Consider the following 16,189-nt stretch of genomic DNA (forward strand, 5'->3'; position numbering starts at 1 on the left):
TCCTTTGATTGAGTTTCTTGTCAACCTTTACGGCGTTTGGTTTTGGGCGCCGGTATCCTATTGGATCGGTAAGAAAGTTGACCGTGGACCGAAAAATGACTCTCCTAAGGTGACCGACACAACAACCGAATTGCAGCTGCTCAAGATGGCTTTGAAACGTGACTTGGCTCGTCTTAAACGCTGACATCAGTGCGCTACCCCCGCCGCAACGCTTTCATCAATAAACCGGCCTTCGATGAAACGCTCCATGCCAAACTCCGCGGAGAGCGGTCCCGGCTCGCCTTTGGCGATCAGCTCTGCTGTGGCCCAGCCGCCGCCCGGAATGGCTTTGAAGCCGCCGGTGCCCCAGCCTGCGTTGATGAAGCAATTGCCCAAGGGCGTCTTACCAATTACCGGCGAGCGGTCACCAGTCACATCCACAATGCCGCCCCACTGACGCAGCATTTTTAAGCGGCTGACCATCGGGAAGGTTTCACAGAGCGCGCGCACGGTTTCTTCGACGTGATGGAACGATCCGCGCTGTGTGTAGTTGTTGAACCCGTCGGTGCCGCCGCCAATCACCATCTCGCCTTTGTCGGACTGAGACATATAGCCGTGCACGGTGTTGGCCATCACCACCACATCCATGCAGGGTTTGATTGGCTCGGACACCAGGGCTTGCAATGCCACAGATTCCATTGGCAGACGGAAACCCGCCATATTGGCGAGATCGCCGGAGTTGCCCGCGACCACAAGCCCCAATTTGTCACAGTCAATCGGGCCTTTTGTGGTGTCCACGCCAACCACGTTGCCACCTTCAGAACGCACGCCAACCACTTCACATTTCTGAATAATATCCATCCCCATGTCGGAGCACGCGCGGGCATAACCCCAGGCCACTGCATCGTGGCGGCCGGTGCCGCCGCGTGCCTGCCAGAGACCGCCTAGAACCGGATACCGCGGGCCGTCGATGTTGATGATAGGCACCAGCTCCTTCACGCGTTCTGGCCCGATAAACTCGGTTGTCACGCCTTGCAGAGCGTTGGCATGCGCGGTGCGCTGATAGCCACGCACCTCATGTTCGGTCTGCGCCAGCATGATCACGCCGCGCGGGGAGAACATGACGTTGTAGTTCAGATCTTGCGACATGGTCTCATAAAGTGAGCGCGCCTTTTCATAGAGAGCGGCGGAGCTGTCTTGCAAGTAGTTGGAGCGGATAATCGTGGTATTGCGCCCCGTGTTGCCGCCACCAAGCCAGCCCTTTTCGATGATCGCGACATTGGTGATGCCAAAGTTCTTGCCCAGGTAAAATGCGGTAGCGAGACCGTGGCCACCAGCTCCCACAATGATCACATCATATTTCTTTTTGGGTTCTGGGGAGCGCCACGCTCGTTCCCACCCCGTATGGAAACGAGCGGCTTCGCGAGCGATGGCAAAGGCTGAATATTTTCTCATGAGCGTGATTCCGAATAGGAGGCAACTTCTCCCAGTTTATGAACTTTTTGCTCAACCGGTCACGGGGGTTAAAGCGCCTATTTGCGCCCCGGTTGCGACATGTCGCGCCAGAATGCCGATTTTGCTTTCAGCCACCTGCCAGCGGCACTACATGTGGTCCAGCACTTAGGAGGCCACATGATTTTCTGGATTGTTGCAGCTGCCCTTGCCCTCGTGACCGCTGGCTTGTTTGCACTCGCATTGACGCGCCGCGCCGAGGATGAAGACCACCCCGCCGCGTATGATTTGCAGGTCTATCGTGACCAGCTCAAAGAGGTCGACAAGGATAAGGCCCGTGGCGTGATTGGCGCAGAAGACGCGACACGCATGAAGACAGAAATATCCCGCCGCATTCTGACCGCTGATGCACAGATGCAAAAGGCTGAAAATGGCGAGGCCGGTGGCCGCCGGCACGCTGCAGTGGCCGCAGCCGTGCTTGGACTTGCGGTTCTGGGCGGCAGTTTTGGGCTTTATTATAAGCTGGGTGCGCCGGGCTACCGTGACATGCCGTTGCAAGACCGCGCGGCTGAGGCGCAATCACGCCGCGACAACCGCGACAGCCAGTCCGTGGCGGAAACCAAGGTACCGGCCCGATCTGCACCAGACGCGGGCGAAGAGTTTATGGAGCTGATGACCAAGCTGCGTGCCGCTGTAGAAGAGAACCCTGAGGACTTGCGCGGGCAAGAGCTTTTGGCGCGCAATGAAGCCAACCTAGGCAACCTGCCCGCCGCCTATACGGCGCAAGCCAAGGTCATTGAACTCAAAGGCGCAGATGTCACCGCCGGCGATTACGTGCTGCACGCCAACCTGCTGATTTCGGCGGCGGGTGATTATGTCTCACCTGAAGCAGAAGCCAGCTTAAAGCAGGCGCTGGAGCTGGACCCGTTTAACAATCTGGCACGTTACTACATGGGCTTGATGATGTGGCAAACCGGCCGTCCCGATGCAACTTTCCGCATTTGGGACCAAGTCCTACGACAAAGCCCCAACGACGCGCCATGGGTGCCCTCTATCCGCGCCACCATCACAGAATTGGCTTGGTATGCGGGCATCGACTACAAAATGCCCGCTCCCGTTCCAACACATAGTCCGGACGGTTTGTCCGGCCCAACAGCCGAAGACATGGAAGCCGCTGGTGAGTTGGACGTTGAAGATCGTCAAGCGATGATTCAGGGCATGGTGGACCAGCTGTCGGATCGCTTGGCCACCGAAGGCGGCACACCACAGGAATGGGCCCGTTTGATCGGCGCCTATGGTGTCTTGGGCAACACAGAACGCGCACAGGCCATCTGGACCGAAGCGCAACAAGTGTTTGCCCAAGCTCCGGAAGCGCTGCAAATTGTCCGCGCCGGGGCGGCACAGGCCGGAGTGTTGCAGTGAGCGAGATTTACCAAAGTATCGAAGAAATGGCCCCTAACCTGCCGCCGATGCAGGCGCTCATGGGCTTAGACTTGGGCACAAAAACCATAGGTGTGGCGGTAAGTGACAGTTTCCGCTCGGTCGCAACGCCTATTGAGACGGTGAAACGCAAGAAATTTGGCGTCGATGCCCAACGGCTGATCGAGATCATCAAGGACCGCAGTATTGGCGGGATCATCCTTGGGTTGCCAATGAACATGGACGGCAGCGAAGGTCCTCGGGCGCAATCCACCCGCGCCTTTGCGCGCAACCTCTCCGCCCTGGTGGAAGTACCTATTGGCTTCTGGGACGAACGATTGTCCACCGTGGCCGCCGAACGGGCGCTGTTGGAGGCGGATACGTCACGCAAACGTCGCGCAGAGGTGATCGACCACGTTGCAGCCTCCTATATTCTGCAAGGGGTACTGGACCGTCTGAATCATCTCGGGAGCGCATCGTGAGCAAAGACACCGTGTGGAAACGCAGCGAAGTGGAAAGCCCTTGCATACAAGTCTGCGTTGTGCATCCCGAGGAGCGGATCTGCACCGGCTGCTTGCGCAGCATTGATGAAATCACCCGCTGGTCCAAAATGTCACCGGAAGAGCGCAGCGAGATTATGGCAGAGCTGCCGTCGCGCGCACCGCGCTTGAAAAAGCGCCGCGGCGGCCGGAGTGCGCGCCTGAAGCGCTAAAATCAAACACCAGCCCAAACAAAAAGCGCGCCCAAATGAGCGCGCTTTTTTTCGTTTTGACTTGTGGCCTTACGGAGTTGGAACCGGCGTTGCGGATTCCACCACATCGGTTTCCACAACCGACACATTGGCCGGTGTCATGCTGGCGCCAAAGACGGTGGCAACCGGGACGCCATCGTAAGAGACCGTGAACCAGCCCTCACCGGCGTCTGCATCCGCATCTACCGTCACCGTACCGGAACCCTCACCTTCAGGGACCAGAACTGCAAAAACGTCTTCGGCCGCATCAAAGTCTTCAATAACCGGCAGGCTGTCCGCATCCACCCAGGCGCCAGAGGCAAAGGTGTCGATGCCTGCGCCACCTTCGGCCACATCGCCGGACCCGAGGATGAAAGTGTCGTTGCCGTCGCCGCCACGCATTGTGTCCGCGTCCAGCACATCACTGGCTGCGATCATCTCATCATCAGAGCCATCTTCCACGCCCACAAAGACGTCATCGCCAAGGCCACCCTCCATCCTGTCCTCGCCAACACCACCAATCAGCGTGTCGTTGCCGCGACCACCCAGAAGCGTATCCGCGCCTGCGCCACCGTTGAGGCTGTCATCAGAGGTTTGGCCGGAGAGGTGATCATCCCCCTCGCCACCTTCCAGTGTGTCATCGCTATTGCCGCCCCAAAGCGAGTCATTGCCTGCGCCACCGATCAGGCTGTCGTTGCCGTCACCGCCCAGCAGGCTGTCGTCACCTTCGCCGCCATCCAGCGTGTCGTTGCCATCTTCACCTGCCAGAGCGTCATTACCGAGGCCTCCAGACAGGGAATCAAGACCCAAACCGCCCAACAGGCTGTCGTCGTCATCACCACCGTCCAGCGTGTCGTCACCCCAGCCGCCAAACAACGTATCCGCCCCGGCATCGCCGCTCAGACTATCGTCAGATGTGCCACCGCCCATCAGGTCGTCGCCCTCGCCGCCAGTCAGCGTGTCCGCATCATTGCCACCAGAGATTTTGTCATTGCCAGCGCCGCCATCTACAGAGTCGCTGCCGTCACCGCCCCGAATGGTGTCATCACCATCGAGACCGGTCACAATGTCTGCCCCCGCGGCCGCGTCAATCCGCTCGCCTTCCTCGGTACCAGCCAGCGTATCCGCTTCATCCGTGCCCGAGATCGGATCAACGGTTGTCACGGTCGGCTCTTCGGGGTCTGCGGGATCAGTAGGATCAGTAGGATCATCTGGGTCCGCGGGATCAGCAGGATCGTCTGGGTCCGTGGGATCTAGCGGATCATCACCGGTTGTTGTGGGATCACCCGTTGTAGGATCATCGTTTGTTTCCGGATCTGCTGTGTTGTCATCATCATCCGAAGTCACCTCGTAGATAACAGCCAAGCCAAGCGCCACGCCCAAAATCCAAAGTAATTGCATCACTTACACCCATATTCTGAAAAGAATTTTCTCAACTCTATACAAATTTTATCGGAATTTTAAGCAAACATTTTGCAGCGGTTCCGGGATCGAAACAATGCAACTGTGGCCAATTCAAAGTTTCCAAACAAGAAACGCTAGCTCGGGAAACGCCTACTTTTAGATGAAAAATCTGCGACCTAATCGCCACGACTGCCGTAGGCCATCTTGCGTATTGCGCGAGATACAGAGTGCAAGTGGCTTGTCACGCTGCCTTGTGAGGCGATGATACATCCGCAATCCGAATCGTCCTATTGAGTATAACCCGCTTAGATCTCCGCCTATAGTAGAGCATTCCTGACCTCGCGCACCAAAATGTAGGACGCCGAAACAGCCTTGCAATTAAAGCCCCGCCGCCTTGCGCAACATGTTCAACGCCACCAGCGTCAAAAACACGGCAAACACCCGCTTGAGTGGTTTCGGGTCCATGGCATGGGCCAACTTGACCCCCAAAGGCGCAGTCAGAAGTGTCATCGCAATAATCAATCCAAAAGCCACCATGTTCACTGCGCCCACGGTAAATGGCGGCCGCGTGGCGGGATCAATCTCCATAAACAAGAATCCGATCACCGCTGGCACGGCAATGGTCACACCAAACCCGGCAGCGGTAGCCACCGCGCGGTGGATAGGCACATTGAACAAGGTCATCAGCGGCACGCCAAAACTGCCACCACCAATACCCATCAGAACCGACAGGAACCCAACACAAGGGCTCACAATCAGACGTGGCAGACCAGCAGGCATCGCTTGCCCCAACCGCCAATGCGCTTTGCCAAACCCCATGTAGGCGCCAATCACCAGCGCCAAAGAGCCAAAGACAATTTGCAGCGTCACGGAACGCAGATTGGCCGCCACCAACACGCCAATGAAGGCGCCCACTACAATGCCTGGGGCCCATCTCCGCAGGATGTCCCAGTCCACCGCGCCCTTTTTGTTGTGGCTTACTACAGAGCGCAGTGAGGTCACAATAATGGTCGCTAATGAGGTTGCCAGACAGACCTGCATCAACTGCAGACCGTCATAGCCAAGCGATTGGAAGGCATAGAAAAATGCGGGCACCAAGACTATGCCGCCGCCCACTCCCAACAGGCCGGCCAAAACACCAGCCACGCCGCCAATCACCAGCAAAAGCAACAGCATTTGAATGAGCAAAGCGGGATCTTGGGCCATAGGTTCCTCCGGGTGGGCGTTTCGCGGCGAGGTAAAGCGCAAATCCCGTTGATCTGCAAGCAGACCTGACGCGCCAGCTTAGGCGGCAGCCTGAGTCACGTGCTGCAGTGCAGCCAGAACCGTGTCTGGCCCGGCGCCGGATTTGGTGGCGTTTTCCGACAGATACCGGCGCCACGCCCGCGCCCCGGGTTTGCCTGCAAACAGGCCCAGCATGTGACGGGTGACTTGATTGAGTTTTCCGCCCTGCGTCAGATGTCCCTCGATATAGGGCAACATCTGCTGCACCACCTGTACCGGGTCTGTGTCCGTGCCAGCCCCAAAGATCTCGCGATCTGCTGTGCTCAAGATATCGGTGGGATTGTGATATGCCGCCCGCCCGATCATCACCCCATCCATGCCTTCTGCCAGATGGGTGTGGGCCTCAGCCAAACTGGCTACCCCGCCGTTGATCGATAGGTGCAGCTCGGGGAAGTCGCGCTTCATCTGATACACCAACGGATAATCCAGTGGCGGAATATCGCGGTTTTCTTTCGGACTCAGCCCCTTCAGCCATGCTTTGCGCGCATGGATGGAAATTCTTTTGATTCCAGCACCCTGCATCTCGTTGAGGAAGTTGGGAAGCACGTCTTTGGGCTCTTGATCGTCCACCCCGATGCGACATTTCACAGTGACGTCGACGTCGGTGACTTCTTGCATCGCCTTCACACACTCCGCAACCAGCGTCGGGGATTTCATCAAAACCGCACCAAAGGTGCCGGATTGCACCCGGTCCGATGGACATCCCACATTAAGGTTGATTTCGTCGTAGCCCGCATCTGCCCCCAGCTTGGTCGCCGCTGCCAGCTCCACAGGGTCACTGCCGCCAAGCTGCAACGCAACCGGGTGTTCGGCGGTATTGTGCTCCAGCAAATGCACCGCCCCCCCACGCACAAGCGCCGGCGCCGTGACCATCTCGCTATAGAGCAAGGTGTCACGAGACAGCAGCCGATGCAGATAGCGACAATGCCGATCTGTCCAATCCATCATCGGTGCTACGGACAATTTAGCATGATATTTCAATGGTTTACGGTCCGTCATTTTGGCACTTTTGCCCCTAAATTGCACACAGATTGCACATGATTGCAGGTTCCTGTATTTAGACTGCACATACACTGCACAGGAATTGCACATGGCTGGTCCGAAGCGTTTATCAAATGGCAAGTGGCGCGTACAGGTGCGCCGTAAAGGTCAGAAGTTTGACCGGACTTTTGAGCGCAAGACCGATGCAGCGATCTACTACGCCGATGTGCTGCGTATGGTCGAAGGCGGCGCGACCCGCGACACAATCCAAGCCCCTTCGGATATGACTCTGGCCATGGTCATTTCCGCCTATCTCACACAGGTGGACACAGGTCGGACGAACCGCGCCAATCTGGAACGGATCAGCGACCGCATCGGCGGCATCACGATCCGCAACATGTCGGCGCTGGTGGTGCAGGATTACGTCGACGGCAGGCTGGCCGATGGGATCACAGGACAAACCTTGGCCGGTGATCTTTCCGCCCTATCCAGCGTCCTGAAGTGGGCCAGACACGTCCGCAAGATCGACGTGAACCCCGACCTAGCCAAAGACGCCCGCACGGCCCTGACAGCCGCGAGGATCGACACACGGTCCAATGAGCGCACCCGCATACCAACCCAAGACGAACTGGACCGGATTGTCGCGTATCTGGACGGCAACCCGCGCCAGAAAGTGCCCGCTGGAACCATCACCCGTTTTGCCGCTGCCAGCGCCATGCGGATCAGCGAAATTTGCCGGATACAAATTGAGGACATCAACTGGAACCAAAAGTCCGTCCTGATCCGCGAACGCAAAGACCCGCGCCGCAAAGCCCGTAACGATCAAGTTGTGCCTTTGGTGGGTGAAGCCTATGAGATAGCCCGCCAGCGGGCCGCAGGGCGCGCGGAAGGTCGCCTGTTCCCCTACAATCACAAGAGCGCCGGAACAGCCTTTCAGCGGGCCGTGGCGGCTTTGGAGATTGAAGACCTGCACTTCCATGACCTGCGCCATCTGGCGATCACCGAATTGTTCCGACTCGGCCTGCCGATGGAACTTGTGGCGGTTGTGAGCGGCCATCGCGACTGGAAACATTTGAAGCGTTACACGCAGTTAAGTGCGAATGATGTGCACAGCGCAATAGAACGCTTGCAACACAACACCTTATAGGCCACTCTTAAAGCCTGACCATATCGGACGACGTAGCTGCACATAGTTGCCGCGCTTGTCGCGTCCATTTCCTGAGAAATGAACGCGAGGAGTCCGTCCGATGGATGACCCAATCCTGAATCAAATGCTGGCCGAAAACGGCTGGATAACTGAAGAACAAGTTGCGCTGCTGGAAGGTGTAGAGCCGACCACAGTCCGCAGCCGTCGCAGCCGTGGGCAAATGCCGCCCTATTACAAAATCGGCCAGCGCATCCTGTACGCGCAAAGCGACATTGCCGACCGCATCCGTGCAAACCGCAAAGTGAGCCAAGGCGGCAAAGGTGCCACGGCATCTGCTGACGTGCTGTCATGAGCGCGCCGGCAGTTATTGAGCGTGACGGGTTTCTGTACATGCGCGCCACGATGAAGACGGGTCTGGACCCCGCCCTGCTCGATCGCGCTTCCGTTATGACCGGTGTGTCCGACCGGATTTTTGGTTTCACACATGCCGCCGCATACTTTTGGGACGTCTGCATGATGCACCTTTTACTAGAGGATCAGCAGATTGAGCGCGCCAAGCTGCACGCACGCGCGGTCCGCAATCGGACACTTGCCGGTGAGTACGAGCCCCACGGTTACAGTGCGCTCCCTGTGGACGTCTCAATCAAACGCGACGTACCGCTGACCGATGAGGCCGAGAAGTATGCGGAGCGGAGCAAATGTGAGGTCAGTGTGTCGTTGTTTAATAGTGTCGTGCGCCTGGGCGCCCTGCTGGAAGTTGGTGACATCGACGCGGCACGTGCGGGCGCTGAGGCTGTGATCAAAAGTGTGAAGGCACTCACCTGAATAAAAAACGGCCCGCCAAAATGCCATGGCGGACCGTCCCACATGAAATAGACCAAGTGTCACGACCTATTCGCAGCAATAATATCAGGTCGTGGCGTTTGGCTCAATAAAAGGAGTCCGACGTGACTACGCAAACAGTGGGCCTACACCAGTACGCCCTTTCCCTCGCCCTCTCTGAAACCATCCCAGTGATCCCATACGGCGCAATGCTGCATCCCGACAGCCGTGTGGACCCCAAGGATCGCGGCAAAGTGCCGGGGATGTACTACGAGGGAGGATGGAGCAGCACGGCTGGTTGGCCGGAATTTCAAATGGACGCGTACTCAGCGACCGACCTGGACCAGCTTGGGGCCAATGTCGGCCTGAAGATGGGCCCCACCTACTGCGCTCTTGATGTCGATGTATTGGATGAGGTCACTGTCAGGGCCATCCGCTCCAAGCTGGCCGAAATAGGCATTACGGCCCCCATACGGGTCGGCAAGGCCCCCAAGTTTCTGATGCTGTTTAGGGTGGAAGGTGAGGCAGTACGACGACGCCAGTATCCCGTCTCGCTCGGTGAAACCACGGCCATGGTTGAGGTGATGGGCCTCACCCGCAAAGGACGCCCCACACAGGCCGTTATATTTGGCACGCACCCCAGCGGCGCGCCGTACCAATGGGACACAGATCCCGCCCACGACACGCTCCCCACCATCACACAGGTGGATATGGACCAGTTGGTCGAGACGGTGCTGGCCGTGTGTGACACATACGGGTGGACCCGTGGGCGGCCCACAAGTGGCGGTGGCGGCACGGGACGGACATCTGATCTTGGTGATCCTGCCGATGAAGGTCTGGCCCGTGACGTGCTGGCCTATGTGCCCAATGACAACCGCGCTTGGGAAGATTGGGTCCGCATTGGCCTCTGCATCCGAACGGTCTTTGGATACGACGAGGGATGGCCCCTATGGCTTGGGTGGTCCCAGCAGGCCGGAAAATACGAGTACAGGGAGACGGAACTGCGGTGGTCCTCATTTGAGCCCGACGGGTCTTTGTCGATGGGAACATTGGTGCATGAGGCGCGACAGCACGGCGCGTTGCCACAATTCCTAAGTGACCGTGTTACACGCGACGCGGACCTCAGACGGATGAGGCAGTCCGGTATGCCGATCGAGGCACCTGCGGTCCCCAGCGGCGTCACAGGCGCACCAGACGCGCCGCCACAGCCGACACAGGCGCAAATGACCGTGACGGCACAGGACGGCGCATTTCCGGTGCTGGACCCCGCTGATGGAGATTACAGCCGCAAGAGCGACGGCACGATCACGGCAAACAGCAACAACGCGTATTTGCTGTTGAAGAACGCGCCGCGATTCTCCGAGCCCTTTGGTTACAATGCGTTCACGGATGAGGCCGTGGTGAAGATGCCGTATCCAGGTGACCTCGCAGGACAGAAGTACCCACGCCCGCTTCAGGATATTGATTACGTGCGGATGTACCACGCCGTCCAACAAATGCCCGGATGGGGCAACATCTCCAAAACAGCCGTGATGGACGCACTGGACCGCTTGTGCTTCCTGAACACCGAAGAACCCGTGCAGAACTATTTGAACTGGCTACCAGAGACGCCCCCCATGGGTTTGCTCGACACGTGGCTGTTCACATATCTGGGCGTCGAACGTGCCAACGATGCCATGACGGATGAGTACGTCCGGCAGGTGGGGCGGTGCTGGTTGATTGGTGCCGTTGCCAGAGCGATGGAACCCGGATGTCAGATGGACAATGCACTCATTCTGGAAGGCGCGCAGGGGCTCGGCAAATCATCGGCCCTGCGCGCCCTGTGTCCCGATCCAAACTGGTTCGGTGACGGTCTACCGGATTTCCATACCAAAGATGCAGCGCAGTATCTGCAAGGCATCTGGATTGTCGAGATGGCGGAACTGACCAACTTGCGCAAATCCGAAGTTGAAGAAGTGCGCCGTTTTATGACCCAGCGCGTTGATAAGTTTCGACCAGCTTACGGACGCAAGGATGTGGTTTTACCGCGCCGGATGGTGTTTGCCGGATCGACCAACCGCGACCAATACCTGAAGGACACCGATGGAGAACGCAGGTTCTGGCCCGTTCGTGTCGGACGCATAGATGTCAAAGGTTTGGCAGAAGTACGTGATGCGCTGTGGCGCGAAGCCTTTGACGCATGGAAGTCTGGTAACGATTGGCACCTTGATCCGATTGTGGCCAGCTTCGCGACGCAACAACAGCAGGAACGCGTTGAGGATTCGCCGTATCTCGACATCGTTATCGAGGCCGTACAGAATCAGAATGTTGTCACCGTTCCTTTTATAATGAGCGTTGTTGGTGATAAGTTGCCGAAGTTGAACAGCGCTGTACGGAACGATCTACACGCAGCGTTGCGTCAAATCGGCTTCACGTACACGAAGAAACAACGCAAAGAGAACGGTAAACGGCCCCGTTTATGGGTGCGCACAGTGATTGCTGTGTAAACGCTATGTCGCTGTGCAACCACTGTGCAGCGATTTTTTCACTTAATTACAATGCTGTAGATAGCACATGCACATACTACACAGTAAACTGATAATGATCTTTCTAGAATATATTTATATATATATAGGGACCACGAAGCACCTATAGGGATGTACTGTTCACACTGTGTTTGGTGTGCATGCTGTGCACCGCAACGCAAAGCAAGCACCCATTTTATAAACCATACGCCTTACCTACGGGGCGTCACGTTGCGCAGGGTGCATCTCACCCCATTAAATCCCCCTAGTCTCAGACCACCCGCTGCATCCGCAACGCAACGCATCCGCCCTGCTGTGGATCGAAGCAGCCCGACAAAAGCGGGGCACCCCTCATCCGATCCCCCACAGGCAACGGGTACAGCCTGGATTTTCCCAACGCATGAACCAAACGCGCTGCACCACCAGCACAACCACGCACGATCCGCTGCACGAACCGTTGACGGTTGGGCACGGTGCGCGCTGACGTTTCAGGGGCGGGGCGGGTCAAGACTCCGGTACGACTTCCGGCACCGCGCACAGTCTCGCAATTATGAAAAACGTCCTAAAACTCACCTTTCCGTTTTCGACCAGTTGGACTAAAATAACCCTAATCTCGCGCCTGCTCCGACGCGGACAGCGCAGCCATTTACGGCGATTTACGATGGATCAGGACGCAAAAAAGATCATTCAGGCCGAAACAGCGCGAAAGTCGATCTTCCGTGCGCGTCAACAAATCGCGCACTACGCCGGATCGGCCACAGCGTACCGGACGGATGGCAAAGACCATCACGTCATCACTTGTGCCGGCGTTTCCCTGACGGTCGATGTCCAAAACGTAAAATCCAGCAATTGCATCCTGCGGCAGTGGCAAATGCAGGCCGCATCTGAGGGGGTTTTCCTATGAGCAAACGCAAGCAAGAGGACGACGACAAGTGAGCATGTTGGAAGATCGTTTCCTGCAACACACCGGCGCCATGTGGGACGCGGCAAACAATGAGCAGCGCCATCTGCGTTGGCAGGAAAGGGAATCGCCATCCAGAAGCATCAAGGTCCAAATACATCGAACGAAAGTCATCCAGCGCTCAAAAGTCACTTGTGCATGTTGTGGAAAGTTGATGGACCGCAAACACGCCAAGAAACTGCGGCTGGATGTGTACTGCGGCAAACCTGATTGCGCGGAACGCCTGTCCAGGTGGAACAAATTCGTCAGATCGCAGGGTTCTGTACTTTAAGTGTATTACGCAACGTATTACGTTTATTACATTTTTCCGTGACGACTCACCCCTGACCAGGCTACCTTGACTGCGAACCTCACAGGCGCAGGACGGCGAAATGGCACTCAAAATCACCACAGCACCCACAGCGGTCCGCAAGCTGGTGAAATCCGCGCCATACGTTCGCCGCCAAATCAATCAAGCATCTAAAGCAGAACAAGCAGGCACAGCTGGCGCCCGTGAAGAACGCGAACGCGTGACGGCACGGTTTGCCCGAGACATCAAAAACACCGAAAAAGCATTGGCTGAGGCAGATGCCGTGGTTCGCGACCTTGACCGCGCGGCCATCATTCTGTCGAGCCGTGCTGCGTTGCCGCCCACAGGGCCGGTCAGCGCACTGGCAGCCGTGGCGGTCCGTCTCGCGGCTCAATCCCCCGCACAGGAACTGACCGCTGCGGCTGCCAAACAAGCCAGAGAGGCCCACGAACGGGCACAAGACCGCTACGACCTAGCCGAGCCCGAACTGCGCAGCGTTGCTTTGTTGTGCCAGCTTTCCGCCCTGATGCCAGACGCGAAATTCGACAGCAAATCCCCCCGCGTCGCCGGTGTGAGGCGGGATTACCTCGACGCCTGCCAGATCGCAGCCGACCGCAGAAAGGCCAAAACATGACAAACCCCTTTGCCGATCCCGCACCGGCCCCCTCTAAAAAGCAGGGCATGAGCGCCCGTGACAAAGCGCTGGTGGGCGCCATCACCGACGCCATGCTGAAGCACCACGTCGCGCCGCTGGCGGATCGTGTGGCCCACCTGGAAACCCTGCTGGCCGCAGAACAAGAGAAAGTGGCCACGGCGATCCGCGACAGCGTGTCCGCCTATCTGGGTGATACCGACGACGACGCCACCAAGCGCGTCAAGGCGGCAATGACATCCAACCCCGACGCATACGGGGAGTCACAGACATGAACCTGACACCGGAACACATCCAGCAAGACCTGCCCCGCAAACTGCGCAACCAAGCCGCCACCCTGACCGCTGAGGGCATTGCCAGCGGGGAGTCGGTCAGTGAGGCGCGACAGAAGACCGCCAGCGCAATGAAGCGCATTTACCGCCGCTGGTTGGCGGACATCGAAGACACCCACCCACGTTGCGCCCCTGCGGCCCGCTACGTGCTGCGGAAAGAAGGAATACTGTGATGCCCAAAGATGACCTGACCGCCATCAAAGATCCCGCAATCAAGCGCAAGCTGGACAGCGAAAAAGACCGGCTGAAAGCGGCGCGGCTCTATGACCAGTTTGAAAACGAGCTGGAAGACGCACTGGACGCCCGTAAGCACGTCCCCGCACTGTTGGGCCGGATAGATGCCTTGGAGCGCACTCTGGCCCGCCCCGTGGCGCTGGAAGCCACCCTGAAACAACCCGCCAAGCCCAAAGGCACGCCACAGACCCGCGTACCTGCCACCCGCCTTCTGGGTGCCGCAGCACTGGCCGAAATGCGCCGTAAGGCGGCACAGATTGCCCATGCGGACACTTTGGAAAAATACCTGCCCGGAGAGGCGCACAAGATGGCCCGCCGCACGGCGTCGCGGCTGTTGGATTACACGAAAGCGGCAACCGCGCCCGGCACTACAGTCGACCTTGGCTGGGGCGCTGAATTGGTGGATCTCGATCTGCTGGCGTTTTGGGAGGCCATGAAGGAACGCAGCGCAGGTGCACAACTTCGGGACATCGGCGTCGGTATCAATTTGGGCCAGTTTGGCAGCATCATGGTGCCGCATCGCGGTGCAAACGCTGCTGGTGATCTGAAGCCCGCATGGGTCGCAGAAGGTGCAACAATCCCCGTCGGCGAATCGACCATGGGTGCCACATCGATGTGGCGGTTCAAGCTGGGCATCATCACCCTGATGACCCGCGAACTGCTGGATGTGTCAAACGCGCTGGATGTTATTGAAGGGTTTATCCTAGACGATCTGTCCGAAGGATTGGACACATACCTCTTTGACCCTGCCAGCACCGCAGTGGCCGCTTTGAAACCGTCCGCGATCACAGTCGGTGCACCGAACCAGGCCAGCGCGGGCGACACGTTGGACAATGTGCTGACCGACATCGGCTATCTGCGGTCCCAACTATCCGCAGCGCGCCGCCCTGCTGTTGTCATGCACAGTGACCACATGCGGGCTCTGGAAATGCTTCAGGTCGATGGTCGTTTCCCGCTGGAAGCTCGCGTTGCAAATCGCAACCTTTGGGGGCTGCAACTGATCGACTCGCCCTACGTACCCAAAGCGAATGTGATCGGCGTCGATGCGGCTGCGTTCTACCACGCGGGCGATCTGCCCGAAATTGACACGCGGGAAGCCGTGACGGTTGCGATGGCATCCAATGACGCCCCAGAACCGCGCATGGGTGATGATGATGGCGTGCAGGCGACCAATGACATCCAGATCAGCGATGCCGCAGGCACTACCCCAGCAACGGTCGTGCGTGATACCTTCCAGACAAACAGCGCAGCCTTACGCGTCGTACATCCGCAAACGTGGTCGATGATGCCCAATAGCGTGGCGTACCTGAGCGCTGTGACGTGGGGTGGCTGATCATGTTTGAGAACAGCCCCCACAAGGATTACCGCTACGCAATCGACCGCGACGGCCAGCACCGCCTTTGCTGCGCTATTGAGGACCGGCGCACGCGGTCCATCGTGGCGACCTTTGTGGAAACCCGGCTGGAATATCACGTACCGGCCACACCGGACGTGATCGCGGCAGTGAGTGAAGCGGCCCAGCCGTTCATGGATCGGTTGCAACATGAGGGGATCACGGCATGAACGCCCTGACCCTATCGCGTGACCTATCGCACAGGCTGAAAGCCTGCGGCATGGATGCACGGGCAGCGAGTCGGGTCTGTGAGGCGTTCTGCACTCAGGTGTGCCGGGATCACGGCATGGACGCGCGAGCAATGTTGAATGGTTGCCCGCCATAGCCATAACGGAGGAAATACTTTGATGCCCCTTGATACAATTCTTGACGGCCGCCCTGATCCGATCCGAGCCGCACTGCGAGCAGCCCTCATCGCAAAGGCTGAGCATTTGGTCGGGAGACCTTTGAGGCAAAGTGAATTGAAGATGTTGGAAAAAGTGATGCAAGACATTGATTTAAAATGATGGCTTTGCACGACACCCTTGCGGCAGACGACATAGCTTCTACGGCGGAGTGAAGATTCAAACGCTTCCCGAAAGCTGCTAAGCAGCCACCGAAAAGCAA

The 16,189-nt window shown here is 57.9% G+C and carries 19 protein-coding genes; 15 read left to right on the forward strand and 4 right to left on the reverse strand.

Annotated elements, in window-relative coordinates:
* Positions 1-186 precede the first annotated feature (186 nt).
* A complete protein-coding gene (locus tag JXR15_RS13050; protein WP_422053636.1) occupies positions 187-1,434 on the reverse strand; it encodes a sarcosine oxidase subunit beta family protein in 1,248 nt (415 codons plus the stop codon).
* Between the two features lie 177 nt (positions 1,435-1,611).
* On the opposite strand from JXR15_RS13050, the gene ccmI reads away from it, so the two are divergent.
* From ccmI to JXR15_RS13065, 3 genes are read left to right on the forward strand one after another with little or no spacing between them, the layout of a single operon-like run.
* Positions 1,612-2,853, forward strand: coding sequence for a c-type cytochrome biogenesis protein CcmI (gene ccmI / locus JXR15_RS13055; protein ID WP_422053637.1), 1,242 nt, complete (start codon positions 1,612-1,614; stop codon positions 2,851-2,853).
* Positions 2,854-2,879: 26 nt separating this feature from the next.
* Complete coding sequence (ruvX, locus tag JXR15_RS13060; protein WP_422053724.1) at positions 2,880-3,332, forward strand: Holliday junction resolvase RuvX; 453 nt, start codon at positions 2,880-2,882, stop codon at positions 3,330-3,332.
* Entirely contained in the window at positions 3,329-3,562 is a 234-nt protein-coding gene (locus tag JXR15_RS13065; RefSeq protein ID WP_422053638.1) for a DUF1289 domain-containing protein, read from the forward strand. Before ruvX ends, JXR15_RS13065 begins: the two co-directional genes overlap by 4 nt.
* A 69-nt stretch (positions 3,563-3,631) precedes the next feature.
* Here JXR15_RS13065 and JXR15_RS13070 read toward each other — a convergent pair whose 3' ends face one another.
* The 3 genes from JXR15_RS13070 to dusA all read right to left on the reverse strand — a co-directional run bounded on the left by JXR15_RS13070 (position 3,632) and on the right by dusA (position 7,267).
* Positions 3,632-4,981: a calcium-binding protein gene (locus JXR15_RS13070; RefSeq protein WP_422053639.1), complete on the reverse strand. Its 1,350-nt coding sequence runs from the start codon at positions 4,979-4,981 to the stop codon at positions 3,632-3,634.
* A gap of 381 nt (positions 4,982-5,362) precedes the next feature.
* Entirely contained in the window at positions 5,363-6,190 is an 828-nt protein-coding gene (locus tag JXR15_RS13075; RefSeq protein WP_422053640.1) for a sulfite exporter TauE/SafE family protein, read from the reverse strand.
* A 78-nt stretch (positions 6,191-6,268) separates the two neighbouring features.
* Entirely contained in the window at positions 6,269-7,267 is a 999-nt protein-coding gene (dusA, locus tag JXR15_RS13080; protein WP_422053641.1) for a tRNA dihydrouridine(20/20a) synthase DusA, read from the reverse strand.
* 91 nt (positions 7,268-7,358) lie between these two features.
* On the opposite strand from dusA, the gene JXR15_RS13085 reads away from it, so the two are divergent.
* From JXR15_RS13085 to JXR15_RS13140, 12 genes are all read left to right on the forward strand, one after another.
* Entirely contained in the window at positions 7,359-8,396 is a 1,038-nt protein-coding gene (locus JXR15_RS13085; RefSeq protein ID WP_422053642.1) for a tyrosine-type recombinase/integrase, read from the forward strand.
* Positions 8,397-8,496: 100 nt separating this feature from the next.
* The gene (locus JXR15_RS13090; RefSeq protein WP_422053643.1) at positions 8,497-8,748 is read left to right on the forward strand and encodes a helix-turn-helix domain-containing protein; all 252 of its coding nucleotides are present in this window, start codon (positions 8,497-8,499) and stop codon (positions 8,746-8,748) included.
* Complete coding sequence (locus JXR15_RS13095) at positions 8,745-9,221, forward strand: hypothetical protein (protein WP_422053644.1); 477 nt, start codon at positions 8,745-8,747, stop codon at positions 9,219-9,221. The genes JXR15_RS13090 and JXR15_RS13095 overlap by 4 nt, the downstream gene beginning before the upstream one ends.
* Before the next feature lie 122 nt (positions 9,222-9,343).
* Positions 9,344-11,704 (forward strand): VapE domain-containing protein, encoded by a 2,361-nt coding sequence (locus tag JXR15_RS13100; RefSeq protein ID WP_422053645.1) that lies wholly within the window; start codon positions 9,344-9,346, stop codon positions 11,702-11,704.
* Positions 11,705-12,383: 679 nt separating this feature from the next.
* Positions 12,384-12,626 (forward strand): hypothetical protein, encoded by a 243-nt coding sequence (locus JXR15_RS13105; RefSeq protein ID WP_422053646.1) that lies wholly within the window; start codon positions 12,384-12,386, stop codon positions 12,624-12,626.
* A gap of 28 nt (positions 12,627-12,654) precedes the next feature.
* Complete coding sequence (locus tag JXR15_RS13110; RefSeq protein WP_422053647.1) at positions 12,655-12,954, forward strand: hypothetical protein; 300 nt, start codon at positions 12,655-12,657, stop codon at positions 12,952-12,954.
* A gap of 100 nt (positions 12,955-13,054) precedes the next feature.
* Complete coding sequence (locus JXR15_RS13115) at positions 13,055-13,606, forward strand: hypothetical protein (protein WP_422053648.1); 552 nt, start codon at positions 13,055-13,057, stop codon at positions 13,604-13,606.
* Entirely contained in the window at positions 13,603-13,899 is a 297-nt protein-coding gene (locus JXR15_RS13120; RefSeq protein WP_422053649.1) for a hypothetical protein, read from the forward strand. The genes JXR15_RS13115 and JXR15_RS13120 overlap by 4 nt, the downstream gene beginning before the upstream one ends.
* Positions 13,896-14,129, forward strand: a complete 234-nt coding sequence (locus tag JXR15_RS13125; RefSeq protein WP_422053650.1) for a hypothetical protein — start codon at positions 13,896-13,898, stop codon at positions 14,127-14,129. Before JXR15_RS13120 ends, JXR15_RS13125 begins: the two co-directional genes overlap by 4 nt.
* Positions 14,129-15,523 carry a phage major capsid protein gene (locus JXR15_RS13130; protein ID WP_422053651.1) on the forward strand — a complete coding sequence of 465 codons (1,395 nt, stop codon included), beginning with the start codon at positions 14,129-14,131 and terminating at the stop codon, positions 15,521-15,523. Before JXR15_RS13125 ends, JXR15_RS13130 begins: the two co-directional genes overlap by 1 nt.
* Positions 15,524-15,525: 2 nt before the next feature.
* Positions 15,526-15,753, forward strand: a complete 228-nt coding sequence (locus JXR15_RS13135; protein WP_422053652.1) for a hypothetical protein — start codon at positions 15,526-15,528, stop codon at positions 15,751-15,753.
* Between the two features lie 177 nt (positions 15,754-15,930).
* Positions 15,931-16,089, forward strand: coding sequence for a hypothetical protein (locus JXR15_RS13140; protein WP_422053653.1), 159 nt, complete (start codon positions 15,931-15,933; stop codon positions 16,087-16,089).
* Positions 16,090-16,189 lie beyond the last annotated feature (100 nt).

Source organism: Shimia sp. (assembly GCF_049116215.1).
Classification (GTDB): domain Bacteria; phylum Pseudomonadota; class Alphaproteobacteria; order Rhodobacterales; family Rhodobacteraceae; genus Shimia.